The organism is Shewanella sairae (assembly GCF_023283535.1).
GTDB classification, from domain to species: Bacteria; Pseudomonadota; Gammaproteobacteria; order Enterobacterales; family Shewanellaceae; genus Shewanella; species Shewanella sairae.
In genome coordinates, this window is record NZ_JAKILT010000067.1 from 1 (window position 1) to 22,557 (window position 22,557).

The 22,557-nt window shown below is 44.2% G+C and carries 19 protein-coding genes; 11 read left to right on the plus strand and 8 right to left on the minus strand.

The features are described from left to right. Positions 1 to 308 precede the first annotated feature (308 nt). The 5 genes from folE to coaBC form a co-directional block, all read right to left on the minus strand. A complete protein-coding gene (gene folE / locus L2748_RS20460; RefSeq protein WP_220781277.1) occupies positions 309 to 968 on the minus strand; it encodes a GTP cyclohydrolase I FolE in 660 nt (219 codons plus the stop codon). Positions 969 to 1,203: 235 nt separating this feature from the next. Beyond that, a complete protein-coding gene (locus L2748_RS20465; RefSeq protein WP_220781278.1) occupies positions 1,204 to 3,165 on the minus strand; it encodes an alpha/beta hydrolase family protein in 1,962 nt (653 codons plus the stop codon). A gap of 154 nt (positions 3,166 to 3,319) precedes the next feature. Further along, entirely contained in the window at positions 3,320 to 3,913 is a 594-nt protein-coding gene (slmA, locus tag L2748_RS20470) for a nucleoid occlusion factor SlmA (protein ID WP_220781279.1), read from the minus strand. Positions 3,914 to 4,011: 98 nt separating this feature from the next. Next, the gene (dut, locus tag L2748_RS20475; protein ID WP_220781280.1) at positions 4,012 to 4,470 is read right to left on the minus strand and encodes a dUTP diphosphatase; all 459 of its coding nucleotides are present in this window, start codon (positions 4,468 to 4,470) and stop codon (positions 4,012 to 4,014) included. Next, the gene (coaBC, locus tag L2748_RS20480; protein WP_220781313.1) at positions 4,470 to 5,663 is read right to left on the minus strand and encodes a bifunctional phosphopantothenoylcysteine decarboxylase/phosphopantothenate--cysteine ligase CoaBC; all 1,194 of its coding nucleotides are present in this window, start codon (positions 5,661 to 5,663) and stop codon (positions 4,470 to 4,472) included. Before coaBC ends, dut begins: the two co-directional genes overlap by 1 nt. 150 nt (positions 5,664 to 5,813) lie before the next feature. Between coaBC and radC the strand changes: the two genes are divergently transcribed. The 5 genes from radC (at position 5,814) to L2748_RS20505 (ending at position 9,429) form a co-directional block, all read left to right on the plus strand. Then, the gene (gene radC / locus L2748_RS20485; RefSeq protein WP_220781281.1) at positions 5,814 to 6,491 is read left to right on the plus strand and encodes a RadC family protein; all 678 of its coding nucleotides are present in this window, start codon (positions 5,814 to 5,816) and stop codon (positions 6,489 to 6,491) included. A gap of 125 nt (positions 6,492 to 6,616) precedes the next feature. Then, positions 6,617 to 6,853: a 50S ribosomal protein L28 gene (gene rpmB / locus L2748_RS20490; protein ID WP_220781282.1), complete on the plus strand. Its 237-nt coding sequence runs from the start codon at positions 6,617 to 6,619 to the stop codon at positions 6,851 to 6,853. A gap of 6 nt (positions 6,854 to 6,859) precedes the next feature. Beyond that, positions 6,860 to 7,033: a 50S ribosomal protein L33 gene (gene rpmG, locus L2748_RS20495; RefSeq protein WP_012275560.1), complete on the plus strand. Its 174-nt coding sequence runs from the start codon at positions 6,860 to 6,862 to the stop codon at positions 7,031 to 7,033. A 476-nt stretch (positions 7,034 to 7,509) separates the two neighbouring features. Continuing rightward, positions 7,510 to 8,829, plus strand: coding sequence for an amino-acid N-acetyltransferase (gene argA, locus L2748_RS20500; RefSeq protein WP_220781283.1), 1,320 nt, complete (start codon positions 7,510 to 7,512; stop codon positions 8,827 to 8,829). A gap of 87 nt (positions 8,830 to 8,916) precedes the next feature. After that, positions 8,917 to 9,429 carry a PH domain-containing protein gene (locus L2748_RS20505; protein ID WP_220781284.1) on the plus strand — a complete coding sequence of 171 codons (513 nt, stop codon included), beginning with the start codon at positions 8,917 to 8,919 and terminating at the stop codon, positions 9,427 to 9,429. 319 nt (positions 9,430 to 9,748) lie between these two features. On the opposite strand, the gene rarD is transcribed toward L2748_RS20505, so the two are convergent. After that, on the minus strand, positions 9,749 to 10,636 hold the full coding sequence (gene rarD / locus L2748_RS20510; RefSeq protein ID WP_220781285.1) for an EamA family transporter RarD: 888 nt from the start codon (positions 10,634 to 10,636) through the stop codon (positions 9,749 to 9,751). A 226-nt stretch (positions 10,637 to 10,862) separates the two neighbouring features. After that, positions 10,863 to 11,327 (minus strand): thioesterase family protein, encoded by a 465-nt coding sequence (locus L2748_RS20515; RefSeq protein ID WP_220781286.1) that lies wholly within the window; start codon positions 11,325 to 11,327, stop codon positions 10,863 to 10,865. A 162-nt stretch (positions 11,328 to 11,489) separates the two neighbouring features. Between L2748_RS20515 and recQ the strand changes: the two genes are divergently transcribed. Next, positions 11,490 to 13,313 (plus strand): DNA helicase RecQ, encoded by a 1,824-nt coding sequence (gene recQ, locus L2748_RS20520; RefSeq protein WP_220781287.1) that lies wholly within the window; start codon positions 11,490 to 11,492, stop codon positions 13,311 to 13,313. Here the strand turns inward: recQ and L2748_RS20525 are convergent. Continuing rightward, positions 13,310 to 15,073: a tetratricopeptide repeat protein gene (locus L2748_RS20525; RefSeq protein WP_220781288.1), complete on the minus strand. Its 1,764-nt coding sequence runs from the start codon at positions 15,071 to 15,073 to the stop codon at positions 13,310 to 13,312. The genes recQ and L2748_RS20525 overlap by 4 nt on opposite strands. 525 nt (positions 15,074 to 15,598) lie before the next feature. On the opposite strand from L2748_RS20525, the gene leuA reads away from it, so the two are divergent. From leuA to L2748_RS20550, 5 genes are all read left to right on the plus strand, one after another. Further along, positions 15,599 to 17,170 carry a 2-isopropylmalate synthase gene (leuA, locus tag L2748_RS20530; RefSeq protein WP_220781289.1) on the plus strand — a complete coding sequence of 524 codons (1,572 nt, stop codon included), beginning with the start codon at positions 15,599 to 15,601 and terminating at the stop codon, positions 17,168 to 17,170. Positions 17,171 to 17,244: 74 nt separating this feature from the next. Continuing rightward, positions 17,245 to 18,339 (plus strand): 3-isopropylmalate dehydrogenase, encoded by a 1,095-nt coding sequence (leuB, locus tag L2748_RS20535; RefSeq protein WP_220781290.1) that lies wholly within the window; start codon positions 17,245 to 17,247, stop codon positions 18,337 to 18,339. Between the two features lie 2 nt (positions 18,340 to 18,341). Next, positions 18,342 to 19,742, plus strand: a complete 1,401-nt coding sequence (gene leuC / locus L2748_RS20540; RefSeq protein ID WP_220781291.1) for a 3-isopropylmalate dehydratase large subunit — start codon at positions 18,342 to 18,344, stop codon at positions 19,740 to 19,742. Positions 19,743 to 19,751: 9 nt separating this feature from the next. Beyond that, positions 19,752 to 20,357 (plus strand): 3-isopropylmalate dehydratase small subunit, encoded by a 606-nt coding sequence (gene leuD, locus L2748_RS20545; protein ID WP_220781292.1) that lies wholly within the window; start codon positions 19,752 to 19,754, stop codon positions 20,355 to 20,357. A gap of 515 nt (positions 20,358 to 20,872) precedes the next feature. Further along, positions 20,873 to 22,159 (plus strand): outer membrane protein transport protein, encoded by a 1,287-nt coding sequence (locus L2748_RS20550; RefSeq protein WP_220781293.1) that lies wholly within the window; start codon positions 20,873 to 20,875, stop codon positions 22,157 to 22,159. The last annotated feature ends 398 nt before the right edge of the window (positions 22,160 to 22,557 follow it).

A 22,557-nucleotide genomic window follows, 5' to 3' on the forward strand; every position in this document is an offset into this window, starting at 1 on the left:
CCGTCAGTTATTTTGATTTTGTCATAAATGCTGATGGGCTAAAGCCCAACCTACGTAAAGCAAGCGTGTGTAGGTCGGCATTTATGCCGTCTGTTATTTTGATTTTGTCGTCAATGCTGATGGGCTAAAGCCCAACCTACTTAAAGTAAGTGTGTGTAGGTCGGCATTTATGCCGTCAGTTATTCTCATTTTTGCCTTTTATTGCTTACCTGAAACGAAAAAACGCTGCGTTTATAACGCAGCGTTTTTGTTTTTGGGGGCTTTAAGCTTTTAAGAGCTAGAACCTAGCTCCTCTAGTTACTAAACTCTTAGTTGCTAAGAAATTCAGCTCTGGTCGCTGGGTTTGACTTAAATTTGCCGCCAAGTGCAGTGGTGGTGGTTGAGCTGGTCGAGTCCATTACGCCACGTGATTTTACGCAGTAATGCACCGCGTCCATCTTCACTGCCACGTCTTGAGTGCCTAATAGCGCCTGTAGCGCCACTAAAACCTGCTGAGTCAGACGTTCTTGCACCTGAGGTCGCTGGGCAAAGAAACGCACGATACGGTTAATCTTAGATAATCCGATTATGCTCTTGCTTGGCAAGTAAGCCACGGTTGCTACACCATCGATAGTCACTAAGTGATGTTCACAAGTACTGGTTAAGCTGATGTCGTTAACCTTAACCATTTCATCAAAGCCCATCTTGTTTTCGATGACGGTGATCTTAGGGAAATTGGCGTAGTCTAAGCCTGAGAATATTTCATCGACATACATTTTGGCGATACGGCGCGGAGTGTCCGCTAAGCTATCGTCGCTCAAGTCCAGTGACATTAAGGTCAAGATCTCACGCATATGGTGTTCAATCTTGTCTTTACGCACTTCAGCGCTTAGCTCATTAGGTAGCATTGGCGTTTCAAGACCGCGCTCGATAAGTGCAGACTTTACGATTTGAGCAGATTCACTGAGGATTGCTTCTTTTGATGTCATAAGTTCCTCCTCCACCATAAAAAATGAGTGGTGATATTCGTATCCTGTGTACTAGGGCCGTCAGCCTCATTGAGAGACTTGGTGATCTCTTAAAAATGAACAGGCAGACTGGTAATTATCTGCATTGTATTTAGAGAGGACGGGAGGATACCGCTATTTGCTGTAAATATACACCGAAAACCGCAATGAGGATAAGAAAAACCGACTAAATTAGTCGGTTTTTATATTTTGGGGATTACAGCTTAAGGTTGGTTTCTAGGAAACTGAGCATTTCATTGTAATACTTAGCCCTATGAGCATCGTCATAGAAGCCATGTCCCTCATCGTCCATTACCAGCTTTTTAAACGGATACTTTTGCTTATTGAGCGCATCCTCTAACGCTTCGAATTGTTCGATTGGCGCACGTTCATCTTCACCACCATGCACCAGCATGATATTTGCTTTTAGCTTACCAACATTGTGTGTGGGTGACATGGCTTTAAGTACGGCTTCATCTTCACCTAGCACCCTTTGTAGATAGCGTTTACCTGCACGGCGCTGTTGTACATCGCCCTCATCAAACATGAGTTCTAGGTCATAAACACCAGCAAAACCAATGGCGCATTTAAACAGGTCAGGTTCTATAGTCGCACTTTGAATCGCGGAGTAGCCGCCAAAGCTGCCACCGACAATACAGATGCGGTTTTTATCGATAATCCCTTCCTCGATAACGTATTTAGTCGCGTCAATAATGTCGTACTGGATTTTTGTGCCCCATTTTTGGTGTCCTGCATTTTCAAAGGCTGTACCGTAGCCTCCAGAGCCTCTAAAGTTAACCTGTAGCACTGCCGCGCCTTGGCTAGCAATCATCTGATTTTGCGAGTCAAAGCCCCACCAATCTCTCGGACCATGTGGGCCGCCGTGTGGATTAACAACAAGAGGTAGATTTTTAGCTTCAAGACCGTGGGGGAGGGTTAGGTAGCCATAGATTGTGACGCCATCTCTGCTGGTGAACTCTATCGGTTTTATTTCAGCCATTTTCTCAGGCTCAATCCAACTCTTTTTAGACACTAAAAACTCTAGGTTCAATTTCTCTGTATTGAAAAGGTAATACTTACCAGGAGTTTTATCGTTAAAAGCTTTAATAATCATTATTTTAGCGTCTGTGGTTTGACTCACTAAATGAATTTGGTACCCAGGTAGTGCGCTTAATAATTGCTTGATGTAAGTTGCTGATGGGTCTTTAGGCGCCACAAACTCATATTCAGGGTAGCCATTTTCATACTCAACCGCATATAACTTTTTAGTGGTTTGATTTATCCAAACATTACTAGGATCAACAACTTTATCTTGGCTGATCAGTTTTTTGTCGCCAGTTTTAATATTGATCAGATAAACACCAGAAGGCTTACCTGACTCGTTTGCGGTTACATAAACACTATTTTTATCATCACCAAATGCAATCGGGCTCATTGCGTCTAAATTGAGATTTAAGTTATCGGTATTAACCCATTCATTATCTTCTCTGTAGTAAAGGTGGGTATTAACGTAATCACGAGTACCACTGACAAAACGTACCTTGCCGTCATGGTCGGTCAGAAAGTTGGCATAAGGGATTGGCGCGCCGGCCACTTTTTTTCGTTTTCCGTTATATACATTTACGCGATAAACTTTCTGAGTATTTTCGACTATGTTTGCTCCACCACCACCCCAAGGTAGCGCTTGTACTAGCATATAACGATCATCTTCTGGCATAGGATCCAAAATATATGCAGTGGCACGAATTGCTGTATTTCTCTTAATATTTGAGCCTGTTTGCTGTCCACCTTGATAACCAAACAGATAAGCGACTTTTGAACCATCAGCGTTTACCGCCATAAGTTCACCGTAGTAAAGCGGGTGATCGCTCCAGCCTTTCAGGTATTCTTTTTGCAGTACTACGCGTTCATCATTGACCCACTCGTAGTGACCGACTTGAGCATTGCCATCGAAAAAAACCATGTGAACAGCTTTTTTGGTCGCAGCATCTAAAATCATCAGCATATTCTTGCCGTCTTTACTGGTAATGGCACTCAAATAGTCACCAGCAGGTGATATTTTTACTTGAGAAAATTCGGCCGAGCGGCTGAAGAGATTGGCGGTATCATCTGTTTTTGCAGATGCATTAAAGCTGAGCCAAGTAAGTACTACTAGGCCAATGATTTTGACGAGTTTCATACAACTTCCTTGTGGAAACAAATGTTAAGTGTTAGCGCGTGCTTGCGAGAAAAGTAAACTAAAAGTTGCAGTTGAACAATAGTGAGATACAAAAAAGGCAGCATATTTAACATGCTGCCTTTTCTATAGCGTGCTTGGATTAACTCAGATTAACTTAGCTTTGTAGCAGTTGCTGCTGGATAAATTCCCACTGCTCATTAAAGTGCTTAGTTGGCTTAAGTTTAAATTCGCTACGTACAAATTGAGCGATACGGCCTTCGGCTACAGCAAGCAACAAGTTAGCGAGTACGGCTTCATCTAGGTTAAAGGCTTTGCCTTCGCGCAGACTTTTCTCACGCAGAATTTGCTTTAGATGAGTTTCAATCTTGGCAAATAGCTGGCTAATACGGCTACGTAGTCGCTCGTTTTCACCTAGCAGTGCATCGCCGTTTAATACGCGTGAAATACCTGGGTTTCTTTCGGCAAATACCAACAATAACTGCAGTAATAACTGACAGCGTTTCATGGTGTCTTTTTCTTCATCCATGATTAAATTGATACGCGACAATAACGACTCTTCGATAAACTCAATCAGCCCTTCAAACATGCGGGCTTTACTTGGGAAGTGACGGTAAAGTGCTGCTTCTGATACGCCCACTTGTGCGGCCAATTTGGCGGTAGTGATGCGTTGTCCTGGGCTTGTTTCTAGCATAGTCGCTAAGCACTGTAGGATATGCTCACGACGGTTTATTTTTGGGCTTGCAGCCATTTATCTGTCCTTCACTCGATTACTACTGAGCGAGACGGCAAGGAAACGAAGCTCCGTGCTATCCATTAAAAATGATTATGCGAATGTCGCAGTAATCGTTATTTGGTTCCTGAGTGGCCAAATCCACCTGCGCCGCGATCAGACTGGTCGAACTCGTCGACCAGCTTAAACTCGGCTTGCACTACGGGAACAAACACCAACTGTGCGAGTCTGTCACCAATTTCAATGGTGAATGGCTCGCTGCCGCGGTTCCAGCAAGACACCATTAACGGACCTTGATAGTCCGAATCGATAAGTCCCACTAAGTTACCTAATACGATGCCATGCTTATGACCAAGGCCTGAGCGCGGCAGAATAATCGCCGCTAGACTTGGATCGGCAACGTGAATAGCTATTCCTGTTGGAATTAGCACAGTTTCACCAGGTGCAATGGTCAATTGGGTATCAGTAATGGCGCGAAGATCCATACCCGCACTACCAGGTGTGGCGTATGCTGGTAGCGGAAATTCGGTACCGATCCGTGAATCGAGGATCTTTAATTCGATTGGTGTTTTCATTATTTTGTTATTTTATTCGCTATTAGAGTGAGCAATTGCTTGGCTAATGTTTGTTTGTCCACAGCGGGTAACTCAGTGCTGCCATCACTCCAAAATACAGTTAATGCATTTGAGTCGCTGTTAAAGCCAATATTGGTATTTGATACGTCGTTAGCGGCGATCATGTCGAGCTTTTTACGGCTTAACTTACCACGAGCATATTGCTCTACGTCATTGGTTTCAGCAGCAAATCCAACCGTAAACGGTCGGTTAGCATGGCTGGCAACGCTGGCTAAGATATCAGGATTTCGAACTAGCGCAAGTTGCATCTGCTCTGCTGATTTTTTAATTTTACTTTCTGCGACTTCGGCGATTCGATAATCGGCGACGGCGGCGCAGCCAATGAAAATTTGGTGTTGCTCAACCTGCGGCATAACCGCGTCTAGCATCTGCTGGGCTGACTCAACGTTAACGCGGCTGACGCCATTTGGCGTTGGCAGATTAACGGGACCGGCAACTAGAGTCACTTTAGCGCCCATGTCTGCTGCGGCTTTGGCTAAGGCAAAACCCATTTTTCCAGAGCTGTGATTAGAGATATAACGCACAGGATCAATGGCTTCACGTGTAGGGCCTGCCGTTAGCAATACCGACATGCCTTGCAGCAGTTTAGGGCCAAAAAATTCAACCGCTTTTTCTGCAATTGCTACAGGTTCTAGCATTCTGCCAGGACCGACTTCACCACAAGCTTGTGAGCCTGAATCTGGCCCCCAAATGTGTAAGCCACGCTCGCTTACTTGCTTTAAGTTAGCTTGAGTGGCGGCGTTGCGATACATCTGCTGGTTCATTGCAGGGCAAAGTACTACAGGTGCTTCGGTTGCTAAGCAGGTGGTAGTGATTAGCTCATCTGCCATGCCTGCATTAACGCGGGCAATTAGGTTAGCTGTCGCAGGGGCAATAATGACTAAGTCTGCCCAGCGAGCAAGCTCAATATGGCCCATTGATGCTTCGGCTGTTGGATCAAGTAAGTCGGTGGCAACCGGATAACCTGAAAGCGCCTGCAAAGTTAGCGGAGTAATAAATTCCTGCGCACTTTGACTCATAACAACACGGACGTCTGCGCCGCGTTCTTTTAACTTACGCACTAGGTCGGCTGACTTGTATGCGGCAATGCCGCCACCAATTCCGAGTAGTACTTTTTTGTTAGTAAGACCCATACTTAACTTTTCCATAATCACTTTGGCGATAAATGTTTCATCACGCTGCAAATGTTGCGGCCTAAGATATCACAAACCGCAAAATGGTGATGAACAACTTCCAAAAATCTAGACCATACTCAAACATCATAGAACAACAGGGAGGTTGTGATGGCGATAAAGGATTGGCCTGAGGGCGAGGCACCGCGAGAAAAATTATTAGCTTGTGGCGTAAAACAATTATCCGATGCTGAATTATTGGCTGTGCTGCTTAGGGTTGGGTTAAAAGGCTTAAGTGCTGTTGAGCTGGCAAAGGTGATGATAAATGAGTTTGGTGGTCTTAGAAGTCTGCTTAGCGCTTCTCAGGCACAAGTTTGTCGATTAGATGGAATTGGGCCGGTAAAATTTGCTCAAATGCAGGCCGCAGTGGAATTAGGTGCACGAATTTCGCAAGAAAATCTAAAAAGAGGCAAAATTTTGTCTGATCCTGATTTAACTCGGGACTATTTAATGAGACAATTGTCTGATCGTGCCTATGAAGTGTTCGCTATTTTATTATTAGATAGCCAACATCGGGTAATTCAATTCGTTGAGTTATTTAGGGGTACTATAAATTCAGCATCAGTTTATCCACGAGAAGTGGTGAGCCTGGTGCTTGAAAAAAAGGCTGCGGCTGTGATCGTGTGTCACAATCATCCTTCAGGGATTGCAGAGCCAAGTACAGCCGATAGACGAATTACTGAGCGATTGAAACAAGCCCTACAAACTATTGATGTTTCCTTACTGGATCACATGGTTGTAGGGGATCGAGAGATAGTTTCTTTCGCTGAAAGGGGATGGATTGATTAATCTATCCCTTGATCTTTGATTTTAGATCCTGTATAAAATGCGCCCTCTGTTGTGTGCCTCAGGCGACGGCCGTGTTCGAGGTGCATTAATGCTCGAGCGTTAAATATTGTTTTGGAGAGATTGACATGTCAAGAGTATGCCAAGTAACTGGCAAGCGACCAATGGTTGGTAACAACCGTTCGCACGCGAAGAATGCTACGCGTCGTCGTTTTTTACCTAACCTACAGAACCACCGTTTCTGGTTAGAAGACGAGAAGCGTTTCGTACAGCTACGTATATCTACTAAAGGTATGCGTATCATCGATAAGAAAGGTATTGAAGTTGTTATTGCTGAACTTCGTGCCCGCGGCGAGAAGGTGTAATAAACCATGGCTAAAGCTAAAGGTAATCGTGAGAAGATCAAGCTAGTTTCTAGCGCTAACACTGGTCACTTCTACACGACTGAAAAAAACAAACGTAACATGCCTGAAAAAATGGAAATCAAGAAATTTGATCCAGTTGTTCGTCAGCACGTTATGTACAAAGAAGCTAAAATCAAGTAATTACTTGTTTAAGCATCTTGGAAAAAGCCTCTATTTATAGAGGCTTTTTTTTGTCTAAAATTTGTCTGCAACGACTATTTCCCCTCGCGTTCCAATCTAAATTTGTCACCCGTCCCATCGTCTAACATCGTGATACCAGACTTTCAGGTCAACTAATTCGCTTAATTTTGATTAATCATTCACAAGTGTTTATTGGATGAATGGCACCGGCACCTAATCAAGATAACCTACAGGTATCATCAGTAATTTCTTCTACGTGTTGGTTTGAATGGATTTATTCGTGGGATGAAAATCTAGTTATAATGTTATTTGCTAAGGTTTTATATCGCTTAATCTGTATATTGGTCAAAGCTGTTTGTGAAAATAAATGCTTTTAAAATGAATTTAAATGCACTATCATCTTTAGCTATAACTGAGCTCGTCATCGAGTATGGCGCTTTAGGGATTTTTCTATCTATTTTAAAGGTGATGTTAACGTGCGAACCACTGAACTTGTTGATGGATTTCGTCATTCTGCTTCCTATGTGAATGCCCATAGAGGCAAGACTTTTGTTGTTATGCTTGGCGGTGAAGCGCTCGCGCAGCAACAGTTCCGCTCGATCATTAACGACATCGCTTTGCTGCATAGCCTAGGGATCAAAATTGTCTTGGTCCATGGCGCTAGACCTCAAATTGACCAAGCGTTAGCAGATAACAGTTTGCCTGCCGAATATTACAATGGTGTGAGGATCACTGAAGAAGAGTCTCTGCGAGTGATTAAACAAGTGGTAGGTGGCCTGCATCTCGATATTACAGCACGATTATCAATGAGCTTAAGCAACACGCCAATGCAAGGCGCACAAATCAATGTGGTCAGCGGTAATTTTGTTATCGCCCAACCTCTAGGAGTAGAGGATGGCGTTGATTACTGCCTGACAGGCAAGGTACGTCGAATTGATAGCCAAGGCTTAAAGCGTCAGCTAGATAATAGCGGCATTGTATTACTGGGGCCTGTAGCTGCGTCAGTAACCGGTGAGAGCTTTAATTTGACTGCGGAAGAAGTGGCTACCCAAATTGCGATAAAGCTTAAAGCCGATAAAATGATAGGTTTTAGCTCGCAGAAAGGTATTTTGGATAGCACCGGGCAAGTACTTGCAGAGCTAATGCCAACAGATGCGCAGAAGATATTAAATGATTTACCTGAGGTCGCTCCGTTTTGTGTTGGTACTAAAGCATTTTTGCAGGCCAGTATCGATGCATGTCGCAATGGGGTCAGCCGTTGTCACTTTGTTAGTTACCTCGATGACGGTGCGCTGCTGCAGGAGCTGTTCTCGCGCGATGGTATTGGCACCCAGATTGTTACCGAGAGTGCGGAGCGTTTGCGTAGAGCATCGATTAGAGACATAGGTGGCATCCTAGATTTGATCCGTCCGTTGGAGCAAAAAGGCATTCTAGTCAGACGCTCTCGTGAACAGCTAGAGATGGAAATCGAACAGTTTATGCTGATTGAGCGTGACGATTTAGTGATTGGTTGCGCCGCGTTTTATCCGTTTGAAGAGGATAACGCCGGCGAGTTTGCTTGTTTGGTGGTGCACCCAGAATATCGCGATGCCGACAGGGGCAGTTTACTGCTGCAAAATATTATTGGTCAGGCTCGGGTACGGGGTTATTCACGTTTATTTGCGTTAACGACTCGCAGCATTCATTGGTTCTTAGAACATGGTTTTAATATGGTTGAGGTCGATGAATTACCTGAGAAGAAAAAGCAGCTGTATAACTACCAACGTAAATCTAAGATTTTAGCCTTGGATTTGTAAAGCAAACTTGGATACAGCCTAAGTTGGAGTTTGACAGTTTATGTCGGTGTGTAACAATGCTGACAACAGTCGTTATTAGGTTCGCTTATGTCTCAGGTTTATCCGCTAGCACCACTTACCTCTACTGGCCATTGGAGCTTTGTAGCACTGTTGGCTATTTTGATTGGATTGGGTGTATTCATCTACTGCAAGAATATGCCCAAAGTGAGCAAGGCCGTTAGCATTGGTGTATTGCTGCCTATGGTACTGGCCTTTAGTTGGATGTTCTATAAAGTGAATGATTCCAAGTTGGTGATTAGTGCTGATAGCTTGACCTTAGACGTGCCTTTTTATGGTTTTAGCATACCTTTAACTGAAATCGATTTGGATGACATTATCCGTGTCGATTGGGGTAAAAGCCCAGAATTAAAACCTAATTTAAGAGCTAACGGTATTGGCATGCCGGGGTTTCAATTAGGTTGGTTTAGGTTAGCCAATGAGCAAAAGGCTTTTGTGGCGACAACCAATACCGACAACATTGTCTCTATTCCGACAAAGCGCAATTACCCATTGATTTTGAGTCTACAGAACCCTGAGACGTTGACACGAAACGCCCTTTAATCGCAAACAAAAAAGCGAACCATAAGGTTCGCTTTTTATACCAATCAGTATAAACATTTAGTCGCTCAGCGAGAGTTTAGCGGTTTTGAGGCAAGGCAACGAGCGAAGAGCATAGTTGTTCTACGTTCAAGTTCGTTAACACAGCATCAGAATCGCTAAAACTCGCCAGTCTGGAACGTTTTTGGCTGCCTACTTCTGCGTTGAATAGATTTATAAGGGAATAACCATTATTACAGCTATTCGCCTTGAATTAGTTTGCCAAAAATCGTTCTGAGCTGATCAAATTCTTATACTGATTGGTATTAGTTATATCGCAGTGCTACTTTTTCGCTTTACGCTTATAAAGCATATCCAAAGTAAATAGGAATAATGCCGCCCAGATAAACGCAAAGGTAATGCCTTTTTCTGCATCAAAGGGTTCATTAAACAGCGCAATAGCCAGAATAAACATGATACTTGGGCCAATGTATTGGAAGAAACCCAGCATTGAAAACGGAATTCTTACTGCAGCCGAGGCAAAACACAACAACGGCACAGTGGTAACGATACCGGCAGCAATTAATAACAAGTTATGCTGCAGATCATTAGCCAATAAGTGAGTTAATGAATCTCCTGCGTTAGTGAATAAGTAAACCAATGCAACAGGTAGTAAAATGGCTGTTTCAACTAACAGGCCTGTTTTTGCATCGACATTGACCTTTTTACGCAGTAAACCGTAAAAAGCGAATGAACAAGCAAGACCGAGCGACACTAATGGGATTGAGCCAAAAGAGATCAGCTGGATCATCACCCCGGTTGCCGCCAAGGCGACTGCTGCCCACTGCAATTTACGTAGGCGTTCGCCTAGAAATATCATCGCGAGACTGACGTTCACTAGCGGGTTAATAAAATAACCTAAGCTGGCATCCAGCATATGGTCGTTATTTACAGCCCAAATAAACAGTAACCAGTTACCGGCAATGAGCACCGAGGTCACGCACAACACGGCAAGTTGTTTTGGTTGTTTAAGCAAGTGGCGTAAACGAGCAAAGCCGCCAAACAGTGCGATTAAAATCGTCACAAAGAAAAATGACCAAATGACTCGATGCAGTAAAATCTCAGCCGCTGGAACATTGTCGAGTAACTTAAAATAAATTGGGGCAAACCCCCAAAGGGTATAGGCGCAAACGGCGTACAGTATGCCTTTGCGGTATTCAATTTCTTGCATTGGAATGTGCTAAATAGAAAGGTAATTGCGAATTGTAGTCTTGCCGTCAATCAGACTCAAGTCAGCAAGCTATTTTAGTGAAACAGTCTGCTGTTATTTAAAAGTGACGCCGAGGAAACTTTTGCTGCCACTTTTACAGCCTATATTATCAACTGTTCGGTACAGAGTTTATTGGCAAATAACTGACTCTCTTTGCCTGCTTTACACAGGCTTTTGTCGGTAATGATTAGCCAACCATGTAAGTACCAGTGCCAAAGGCAATATGGTCGCCTTTTTCGTTATGTAGCTCCATTCTTGAAACCGATACGCGGTTACCTGCTCTTATCACAGTGCCTGTGCCAGTGAATATCTCACCGCGGCCAGGTCTTAGATAATCTACGCGCAAATCGATCGTGCCTAGGGTTTTAATGCGTTGCTCTAGCTCCTCTAAACTCCAATCGTCACGGCTGGCAACCAGCCCAGAGAAAGCAGTGAGTCCGCCAACGACATCTAGCACAGTGGCGGTAACGCCGCCATGCAAAATTTGCTGATGAATATTACCGATTAGCTCAGGTTTCATCTGCACTTCTATCTCGACGCCACTCATATCATAGCGCTTGATATCCATACCCAGTAAATTATGAAACGGTACATGTTGGTCAAAAATCTCAGCGACTCTACGCAGGGTTTCTTGCTGAATAAGCTGGCTCATCTCGCTTCCTTTTGCCGATTAGTGATCTTATTAGAGTATTTAACCTATCGTTAATAGTTACTGCTAAGCAAGCTTAAATTTTATCCACTAGCGACAATCGAGAGAGACAATGCCGCTCGCCTACATTAGAATAGTCAGCCTTATTTTTAACACAGGTTCACTATGGATCAGGCGGCGCTCGATAATCCGGTCGATCAGTTATCTTCCACCCTTCAGTCGGTATTTGGTTACCGTACATTTAGAGAGGGGCAGCAGGAGGTAATTGAACAGATCTGTGCAGGACAAGACTGCTTAGTGATCATGCCGACAGGTGGCGGTAAGAGCCTGTGTTATCAGTTACCTGCTTTGCTAATGCCTGGCCTTACAGTGGTGGTGTCGCCGCTTATCTCCTTGATGAAAGATCAGGTTGATAGCTTGATTCAAACCGGTGTCTCAGCAGCTTACTTAAACTCATCGCAACCGCGAGAAGAAAGCCTGCAAGTGCTGCAAAAGATGCGTTATGGCGAGTTAAAGCTGCTGTATGTGTCGCCAGAGCGATTACTGCAAGCCAGCTTTATCGATAGATTACATGAACTGAACGTGTCGCTGTTTGCGATTGATGAAGCGCACTGCATCTCACAGTGGGGCCATGACTTTAGACCTGAATACGCGGCATTAGGCCGATTGCGTCAACAGTTCCCGCAAGTGCCGATTATGGCGTTAACTGCTACCGCAGATAAAGCCACTCGTGCCGATATTTGCGAGCGACTGACCATTACCCCCCATTCACTGCTAACGAGCTTTGATAGACCTAACATTCGCTATACAGTGGCTGAAAAGCTTAATGCGGCTAATCAGTTGCGTCAGTTTGTTGATGCGCAAAATGGCACGAGTGGCATTGTGTACTGCAGTAGTCGTCGCCGAGTGGATGAGGTCGCTGAGCGTTTGCGTCTGCAAGGCCATCAAGCTGAAGCTTACCATGCGGGTAAAACCCAAGAAGAGCGTGCAGACGTTCAAGACAGGTTTTTAAAAGATCAGCTCGATATTGTGGTTGCAACGGTCGCATTTGGTATGGGCATTAATAAGTCTAACGTGCGCTACGTGGTGCACTATGACATCCCTAAAAGTGTTGAAGCTTATTATCAAGAAACCGGTCGCGCAGGCCGCGACGGTTTAGATTCTGAAGCCTTAATGCTGTTTGATCCTGCCGATATTGGTCGAGTGCGTCACTTGATTGAGCAGTCAGAGCCGGGTCCACAGCAGCAAGTAGAATTTCATAAGCTTAATACCATGGCTGCCTTTGCCGAGGCGCAAACCTGTCGTCGCCAAGTATTATTGCACTACTTTGACGAACCCGCGCAGCAAGCTTGTGGAAACTGCGATATTTGCTTAGATCCACCAAAGAAATACAACGGTATTCAGGATGCGCAAAAGGTGTTGTCTTGTGTCTACCGTATCGGTCAACGTTTTGGCATTAATCACTTGATTGAAGTGCTACGTGGCTCTAAGTCTGCGACTGTGATAGAACGTGGACACGATAAATTATCGACCTGGGGTATTGGCAAAGAGAAAAGTCACGAGCATTGGCTCAGTGTTATAAGGCAGCTCATTCACTTAGGTTTAGCGAACCAAGATATCACTCGCGGCTCGTCTGTTACGCTTAACCCGTCGGCACGAGCGGTGCTGAAAGGTGAAGTCGAGTTGTTGCTTGCTGAGCCTAGAATCGTGATTCAAACCACTAAGCGCCGCAGCAACAATTCACGTGCACCGCTTAACTACGACCGTAAGTTATTTGCAAGGCTTAAACTGCTGCGCCGCACGCTTGCTGAAGAGTTAGATGTACCGCCTTACTTGGTATTTAACGATGCAACGCTAGCGGAGATGGCAGCCATTTTGCCTACCAGCCCAGGTGAGATGCTAGCAGTAAACGGTGTGGGTGAGCGCAAGCTTGAACGCTTTGGCGGTGAATTCTTAGATGAGATCTCCGAGTACCTCGCGGAAAACTAATTTTTGTTGGGGCTAAGAGGCTTAAGCTTTCTTAGCTGACTGACATTAGCGCGTTTAATCATCGACTGTAAATTATCAAACTGTTGCATGGTCGCAAGGCCGATGTTGACCTTATTGTGGTTTTGCCAAACAGCCACAATACTGGTTAATTGCTCGATCACATTCGCAGCTCCCGCTTCTGTAGTGTGAGCCAACATAATGAGTAATTGCTGTTCAGATTGTAAAAAAAGTAAGTCTTGTTCTCTAAGTTTCCCCTTTAATTGCTCAATCATAATTGGTAAGTCAGTGCTTAATATTTCACTGGGGTCGAGTACCAATAAGGTCAGTGGATAATTAGCATGCTTACTGACTGCGAGCATATCTTCGAGCTTTTGCTTGCCTGTTGCGTTGGGCTTAATAGGCAGCTGATCTTTTTGGGCTGTGGCTTTTTTCGATGACTGCCTGTTATACCAGCCTATAAAGATAATTAAGCTTGAAACAATAAAAGCAATAGGGAAAAGCGAACTAGGCAATAGCTGCCCCGGCGTGACTGCCGCATGGTTGGTTTGTTGCTTATTCGAAATTTGTTTTTGGCGGCTTAAGTCTGATTTCAAGTGAGAAAGCCAAATATTTTGGATAAATGAGGTGTCGTTTTCAGCAGCCTGGTAGCGTTTTAGCTGATAGTCATAAGCTAAAGCAAAGTCCTGTTGCAGGGCGAAGTAATCCGCTAAGACGGCATAACTTAGCTTTAGATCGGTATAACTTTCTTTTTGTTTAGCAATATCAATTGATTCGTTGATTTGCTTAAGACCTTGCGCTTGTTGCCCTTGGGCAAGGTTAACTCTGCCTAGCAGCCTTAATGCGCTTATGGTTTCAGTAGCATTTGATTGTTTTCTAAAAGTATTAAGGCTCAAATGAAGTAGTTGTTCTGCGCTACTGTATTTACCACCACTAAAATCAATATAAGCAATTCTTTTATAGGCTACGGCAAGTTCAAACGGGCTGCCTAGTTCAGCTAGCAGGCTTCTTGCTCCTTGAATATATTCATCCCGAAGGGTTAATTGGTTAGTCATTTGCGCTAAGTTAGCGGCTTGAATCAATAGATTTAAGCTTATCTTTCCTTCTGCAAACTTATCGTCTAGGGCTTTGTTTAAATACTCTTTTGCAGCTTTCGCTTCGCCTTCATTCGCCAGTAATTTTGCCATTGCAGTATTTAAATAGGGGAGCGGTGTGAGTAACCATTGGCGTTTTTGTTGTTGCACTTGAGGGTATAAATCAAGCGCCAAGCGCAGATCTTCAATGGCGGTGTTGCCATGTAACACGTTGGCATCTAATTGACTTCTGAGCCATAAACTATTGATTAGTGCTTGCGGCTGTTCGAGCCGACGCGACATATTTATCGCTGAATGAATTAGCGGCAGCGCTTGTTGATATTTACCGAAGTTAACATATGCACGTGCCATACAGTTAAGAAAGTAGGGACGAGCCTCATCGAGTTCCAGCTGTTTAGCTTTGGCTTCATTGAGCCTTGCTAGATTAATGGCTGCGGTGTTTTCACCTAACTGTAAGTAACTTTCGCACTTAAGTGCATTTAGGCGTAATTGTAATACCCTAGGGTTAGCGTGGGTTTCAATATTTTGTTCAATTTGATGAATTTCGTCGAGAGTATTACTGGGATATTGAAAAACAGCAGTATTAAGCTGTTCAAATTGATCCTGCGTTAACGAATGGGCAGGCGAAAACCACAGTAAAAAACTGGCTGCTATGATACGAAAGTCCATTTTAAAACGCTTCAGAGGGGATCCTTATCCACTACATTATCTAACTGAAGTGGCATTATAACGAATTAAAATAAAATATGCATAAAAAAGCCTGTGGCGAGAGAATATTGCGATAGGTTATCCATATCTCATACCTGTTGCCATTTTAAAGTGGTAGTGACTATATATGCGCCATAATATCTCTTTTTGTTCCCTTTATTGAGCGATAATTACTCTGAAAATAGCTAAAACAAGCGAATTCATGGTTGACATATAAGCTTGCGCACGTTAAAAATTAACCGTTCCTATTCAGCTGGGTGGGAATGGTTATTTATTTATGGTGCATAAAAATGAACAAAAGCAATGGCGCATTACTAGGACTCCTTATTCTCATTCTCGCAGAAACTGCGCGGAGGACTTAGTGCTATACGCTTGAAAGCCAGCATTAATAGACCCCGCCATAACCGCGGGGTTTTTTGTATCTAACATGACCTAAATAGCAACGTGATCGCATAACTGAACAATGATGTTCGATGGAGAAGATAGATGTCTAACCGAGTAATTATATTTGACACCACACTGCGTGATGGTGAACAAGCACTAGCAGCTAGTTTAACGGTTAAGGAAAAACTTCAAATTGCACTCGCGTTAGAGCGTTTAGGTGTAGATGTGATGGAAGTGGGGTTTCCTGTGTCGTCTCCGGGGGACTTTGAGTCGGTACAGACAATTGCTCGAACCGTTAAAAACAGCCGAGTGTGTGCGTTATCAAGAGCTTTAGAAAAAGATATCGATGCTGCGGCGCAGGCGATGTCTGTGGCGGATCAGTTTCGAATTCACACCTTTATTTCAACCTCAACGATTCACGTTGAAAGCAAGCTTAAGCGCTCATTTGATCAAGTGCTAGAGATGGCTGTTGGCGCAGTTAAGTATGCTCGTCGCTTTACTGATGATGTGGAGTTCTCATGTGAAGACGCTGGTCGCACACCGATTGATAACTTGTGTCGCATGGTAGAAGAAGCGATTAAGGCTGGTGCGCGCACTATTAATATTCCCGACACTGTGGGTTATACGGTGCCAAGTGAGTTTGGCGGCATTATTCAAACCTTGTTTAACCGTGTACCGAATATCGATCAAGCGGTGATCTCTGTGCACTGTCACGATGATTTAGGCTTGTCTGTCGCGAACTCTATTACTGCTGTGCAGCACGGTGCCCGTCAGATTGAATGCACTGTTAACGGTATTGGTGAGCGCGCGGGTAACTGTTCACTAGAAGAGATCGCGATGATCTTATCGACACGCAAAGGTGAGTTAGGGCTAGAAACCGGCATTAATGCTAAAGAGATCCACCGTACATCAAACTTAGTCAGCCAACTTTGTAATATGCCAGTGCAAGCTAATAAAGCCATTGTGGGCGCCAATGCGTTTACTCACTCTTCTGGTATCCATCAAGACGGCATGCTTAAAGCGCAAAATACTTACGAGATCATGACCCCAGAAAGTATTGGCCTAAATCGTAATAACTTGAACATGACATCTCGTTCAGGTCGCCATGTGATTAAGCACCGTATGACAGAGCTAGGTTATGGTGAGCACGATTACGATATGGATGTGCTTTACGAAGAGTTTTTAGCGCTAGCGGATAAAAAAGGTCAGGTATTTGATTACGATTTAGAGGCACTTGCCTTTATGGAAGCGCAGGCTGAAACTGATGATCATTATAAGCTGCAGCAACTTGTGGTGCACTCTGACTCAACTGAAGGGAGTGCTACCGCCACGGTTAAAGTTGCTGTGAATGGCGATATCGTAACCGAAGCGGCTACCGGGAATGGCCCGGTTGATGCGGCCTATAAAGCAGTGGCACGTGCAACTGGTTGCGAAACCAATATTACTAGCTATCAGCTAAGTGCTAAAGGCGAAGGTCAAAACGCACTTGGCCAAGTGGACATTACCGCTAAATACCGCGAGCAGAATTTCCATGGTGTGGGTTTAGCTACGGATGTTGTTGAGGCATCGGCCAAGGCATTAATCCATGTCATGAACCTAACATGGCGCGCAGACAAAGTGGCTGATTGTAAACAGCGCATCCAACAAACAAAACAAGCGCTAGGCGGTGTGTAACCGCTGATTGTGTGTCGGCAAGTTTAAAGATTAACGAACAAATTTAAGAATCAATTACAGGAGTTAGCTGAAGTATGAGTTATCAGATTGCAGTACTGGCAGGAGATGGTATTGGGCCAGAAGTGATGGCTGAAGCGCGCAAAGTGCTAAAGGCAACCGAAGAGCGCTTTGCACTTTCTATCGAATATAGTGAATACGATGTTGGTGGTGCGGCAATTGATAATCATGGTTGCCCACTTCCTGAAGCAACCCTAAAAGGTTGTGAAGCATCAGATGCGATTTTATTTGGTTCTGTGGGTGGTCCAAAATGGGAGCATCTAGCGCCAAATGATCAGCCAGAGCGTGGTGCCTTATTGCCGCTTCGTGGTCACTTTGAGCTTTTCTGTAATATGCGTCCGGCTAAGTTGCATGCTGGGCTTGAGCATATGTCGCCACTACGCAGTGATATCTCATCCCGTGGTTTTGATGTGCTTTGTGTGCGTGAGCTAACCAGCGGTATTTACTTTGGTAAACCAAAAGGTCGCCAAGGTGAAGGCGAAAACGAAGAAGCCTTCGATACCATGCGTTATAGCCGCAAAGAGATCCGTCGTATCGCGAAAATTGCTTTTGAAACGGCTCAAGGTCGTCGTAAGAAAGTCACTTCAGTTGATAAAGCTAACGTACTTGCTTGCTCTGTGCTTTGGCGTGAAGTAGTAGAAGATGTTGCTAAAGACTTCCCTGATGTTGAACTAGAACATATCTATATCGACAATGCGACTATGCAGCTATTGCGTCGTCCAGATGAGTTTGACGTTATGCTGTGCTCTAACTTATTTGGCGACATCATCTCAGATGAAATCGCCATGCTAACAGGCTCTATGGGCTTATTGTCTTCAATCAGTATGAATAGCTCTGGCTTTGGTTTGTATGAGCCCGCAGGAGGCAGTGCACCTGATATTGCAGGCCAAGGTATTGCAAACCCTGTGGCGCAAATCCTTTCAGCTGCTTTATTGCTACGTCATAGCCTTAAACAAGACGCTGCCGCAGCTGCGATTGAAAAAGCCGTTGGCCAAGCATTAAGTGATGGTTATTTAACGGGTGAATTGCTTTCGAGCGATGAGCGCCATAAGGCAAAATCAACCAGTGAAATGGGTGACTACATTGCGCAGTTGATCCGAGAAGGGGCGTAATCATGGCTAAAACTTTATATGAAAAAGTCTGGGACAGCCATATTGTTGTGGCAGGTGAAGGCGAAGCGCCAATTATCTATGTTGATAGACATTTAGTGCATGAGGTGACGTCACCTCAGGCATTTAGTGGCTTAAAAGTGGCGGGGCGTAAATTGCATGCGCCAGAAAAAACCTTCGCCACTATGGATCATAATACGTCGACGATTAGCGCCAGCTTAGATGCGCTAAGTCCAATGGCACGTATTCAGGTTGAGACTCTTGAGCAAAACTGCAAGGAGTTTGGAGTACGTCTTTATGATATTCATCATAAAAACCAAGGCATTGTGCATGTGATGGGACCTGAGTTGGGCATTACCTTGCCGGGCACTGTGATTGTGTGTGGTGACTCGCACACTGCGACCCATGGAGCATTTGGTGCGCTTGCGTTTGGTATTGGTACCTCTGAAGTTGAACATGTCATGGCAACCCAGACTTTGCGTCAGCTAAAAGCTAAGACGATGAAGATAGAAGTGCGTGGCAATGTGGCGAGTGGTATCACTGCCAAAGATATTGTTTTGGCTATTATCGGCAAGATTGGTATGGATGGCGGCACAGGTTATGTAGTTGAGTTCTGTGGTGAAGCGATTGAAGCTTTGTCGATGGAAGGCCGAATGACCGTGTGTAATATGGCAATTGAAATGGGCGCGAAAGCGGGCATGATCGCACCAGACGCAACCACTGCTGAATATCTTAAAGGCCGAGAGTTTGCGCCAAAGGGCGCGGATTGGCAGCAAGCGCTTGCTGCATGGCAGTTATTGAAAACCGATGATGGCGCAGTGTTTGACGCTGAAGTTGTATTGGATGCCAAAGATATTGCACCCCAGTTAACTTGGGGGACCAACCCTGGTCAAGTCGTTGCGATTGACCAATTAGTGCCAAATCCTGCAGATGCAACTAATTCAACAGTGAAAACCAGCATTGAAAATGCATTGCAGTACGTTGATTTAGCTGCTGGCACATTAATGACTGATGTCAGTATTAATAAGGTGTTTATTGGTTCTTGTACCAATTCACGTATTGAAGATCTACGCGCGGCAGCTGAGCATGCTAAAGGCCGTAAGGTCGCCGATGGTGTAAAAGCGATTGTAGTGCCGGGTTCTGGTCTAGTAAAAGAGCAGGCTGAAGCGGAGGGGTTAGATAAAGTGTTCTTGGAAGCGGGCTTTGAGTGGCGCTTACCAGGTTGCTCTATGTGTTTAGCCATGAATGATGACAAGTTGGAGGCGGGTGATCGCTGCGCATCGACCAGCAACCGTAACTTTGAAGGCCGACAAGGGCGTGGTAGTCGCACTCATTTGGTCAGTCCTGCAATGGCAGCAGCAGCAGCTGTGGCTGGGCATTTTGTCGATATTCGTAAACCTTACTAGGAGAGCAGCATGCAACCATTTATCTCACACACTGGTGTTGCCGTTATCTTAGATAGTGCTAACGTCGATACCGACCAAATTATTCCTAAGCAATTTTTGTCTAAAGTTACCCGTGATGGCTTTGGTGTGCACCTTTTTCATGATTGGCGTTATTTAGATGACGCGGGTGATCAGCCAAACCCTGCTTTTAATTTGAATAAGCCACGCTATAAAGGTGCGTCTATTCTTGTCTCGCAAGAGAACTTTGGCTGTGGTTCCAGTCGTGAGCATGCGCCTTGGGCACTCGCTGACTTTGGTTTTAAAGTCATTATTGCGCCAACCTTCGCTGATATCTTCTATGGCAATTCGATTAATAACGGCTTGTTACCGGTTAAGTTGACCGATGCTGAAGTGAAGCAATTGATGGCTGAAGTCGAAGCAAGTGAAGGGGCGGAGATCTGTGTTGATCTTGAGGCGCTTATAGTGACATCACCCTCTGGTTCAGAGTTTTCATTTGAAATCGCTCCTTCAGCTAGGCATAACCTGCTTAATGGCCTCGATGCTATTGGTTTGACTTTGTCACATGCAGATACAATTGCTAAGTATGAAGTCAATATACCTACATGGAGAGGGTAAGGTGGGCTAATTTGGTGTATTAACATCAGCGTACACCCGTACCAGTCATGAGTATTGACCAAGCCATTTAGATATTTCTCTAAATGGTTTTGTTTTATTTAGGGGGTGCTAAATAAGTTTAGTCATTGTTTTAATTATTTTTATTTTGCTGTCACCTGTTTGCTTACAGCCTCTATAAATAAAGGTAGTGATTTATGCTATAAATCATGACAAATTTTAGTGCACAAGTGTTTTTGTGTTTTTCATCATTTTTGTTGTTGTTTTTTATCTATATTCTATGTTTTCGCCTGTTTTATTGTTTACCTTTCAGCGACGCTGATCGCTTTAGTGTGTATGCCCTCCCTGTTTAAAAGTGTGAACTCAACCATTATTTATCTGAACTACGCTTATTTTAATAGTGTTTTATGCTGTTTTTTATAAAGTACTTGTAAAGATATTCTGCAGTTGTAGAATCGCCGCCATTAGAAAATGGAGTTAATACTCTACTTTTTTGTTAACATAATTAGAGATTACACATGAATAAGCGTTTAATTACACTTGCTGTGAGTACAGCACTTTTGGGGACAGTTACACAGGTTCAGGCTGCAGGTTTTCAATTAGCTGAATACTCTGCAACAGGTTTAGGGCGCGCATACGCTGGTGAAGCTGCCATGGCAGACAATGCTGCAGCGCAATTCCGTAATCCTGCAATGTTGACTTATCTTGAAGGCACACAAGTGACTACGGGTGCCATTCTTGTTATGCCAAACATTGATGTTGATGGTTCAGTGACATTGGGCGATACAAGCATTCCTTCATCGGCTAAAGATATTGCTGGTGATGCTGTAGTGCCTAACTTCTACGTATCACACCAGTTAAATGAGCAGTGGTACTTAGGTTTAGCCCTAGGTAGTAACTTTGGTATGGCTACAGAGTTAGATGATGACTTCCTAGGTACTCAGTTTGGTAACGAAGCAGCTATTACCGCTATCGAAGTTAATCCAAATGTGGCTTACCGTATTAACGAGCAATTCAGCATTGGTGCTGGTGTACGTTTAGTGCTGGGTGAAGGCAGCTTTGGTGCACAAGCACCAACTTCAACGGGTCCTTTTCAAGGTAAAACCCTTAAGTACATGGAAGGCGATGATATCTCTTGGGGCTGGCAGTTAGGCGGTGCTTGGCAGATTAACGCCAATAACCGTATTGGTTTCAACTACCGTTCAGAAGTTGAGCAAAACCTTGAAGGTGAAGCTAGAGGTTTAGGCTTTGACGTTGCAATGATTATGCAAGGCAAAGCACCTTCTAGCCATTATGATGGCTCTATGGAGTTAGCATTACCTGCGACAGCGGAAATTGCCAGCTTCCACCAACTGACAGATAAGCTTGCTATTCATGCAAGTGTTAACTGGACTGATTGGAGTTCATTTGAAAAGCTAGAAGCGATGATCCCTGAAATTTCAGCGGATCCAATTCTAGTTAAGCAGGAAAACTGGGAAGACAATTACCGTTTTGCAGTAGGTGCAACTTACCAGCTATCGCAAAAATCGACGCTAAGAACCGGTGTTGCTTATGACCAAGCCGCGGTTTCTGATGCTAACCGCACCACCACGATTCCGGAAGTTGATCGTCTATGGTTGAGTGTGGGTTACGGCTACCAGTATAGCGATAACCTAGATTTTGATTTCGGTGCAACTTACATCTTTGCTGATGAGTCGCCAATCCATGAGCATGATCATGATTCTGCTCAGTTTGGCGGTACTTTTGAAGGCCAGGTAAGCGGTAACATCATCCTAGTGGGTGTTCAAGCGACTTACCGTTTCTAATCGGTTTTAGCTAAAGAGTAGTTAAATGCTCGACCAATTTAAAAGCCTCGCATTGCGGGGCTTTTTTGTACAGGAAGTAACTCTCTATATTTATGAGTCCTCGAATGCCATGGATGGCATAGGAGAGGGTTTGTACAGGAAGTAACTATCTATTTATGAGTCCTCGAATGCCATGGATGGCATAGGAGAGGGTTTGTACAGGAAGTAACTCTCTATTTATGAATCCTCGAATGCCATGGATGGCATAGGAGAGGGTTTGTACAGGAAGTAACTATCTATTTATAAATCCTCGAATGCCATGGATGGTATAGGAGAGGGTTTGTACAGGAAGTAACTCTCTATTTATGAATCCTCGAATGCCATGGATGGCATAGGAGAGGGTTTGTACAGGAAGTAAC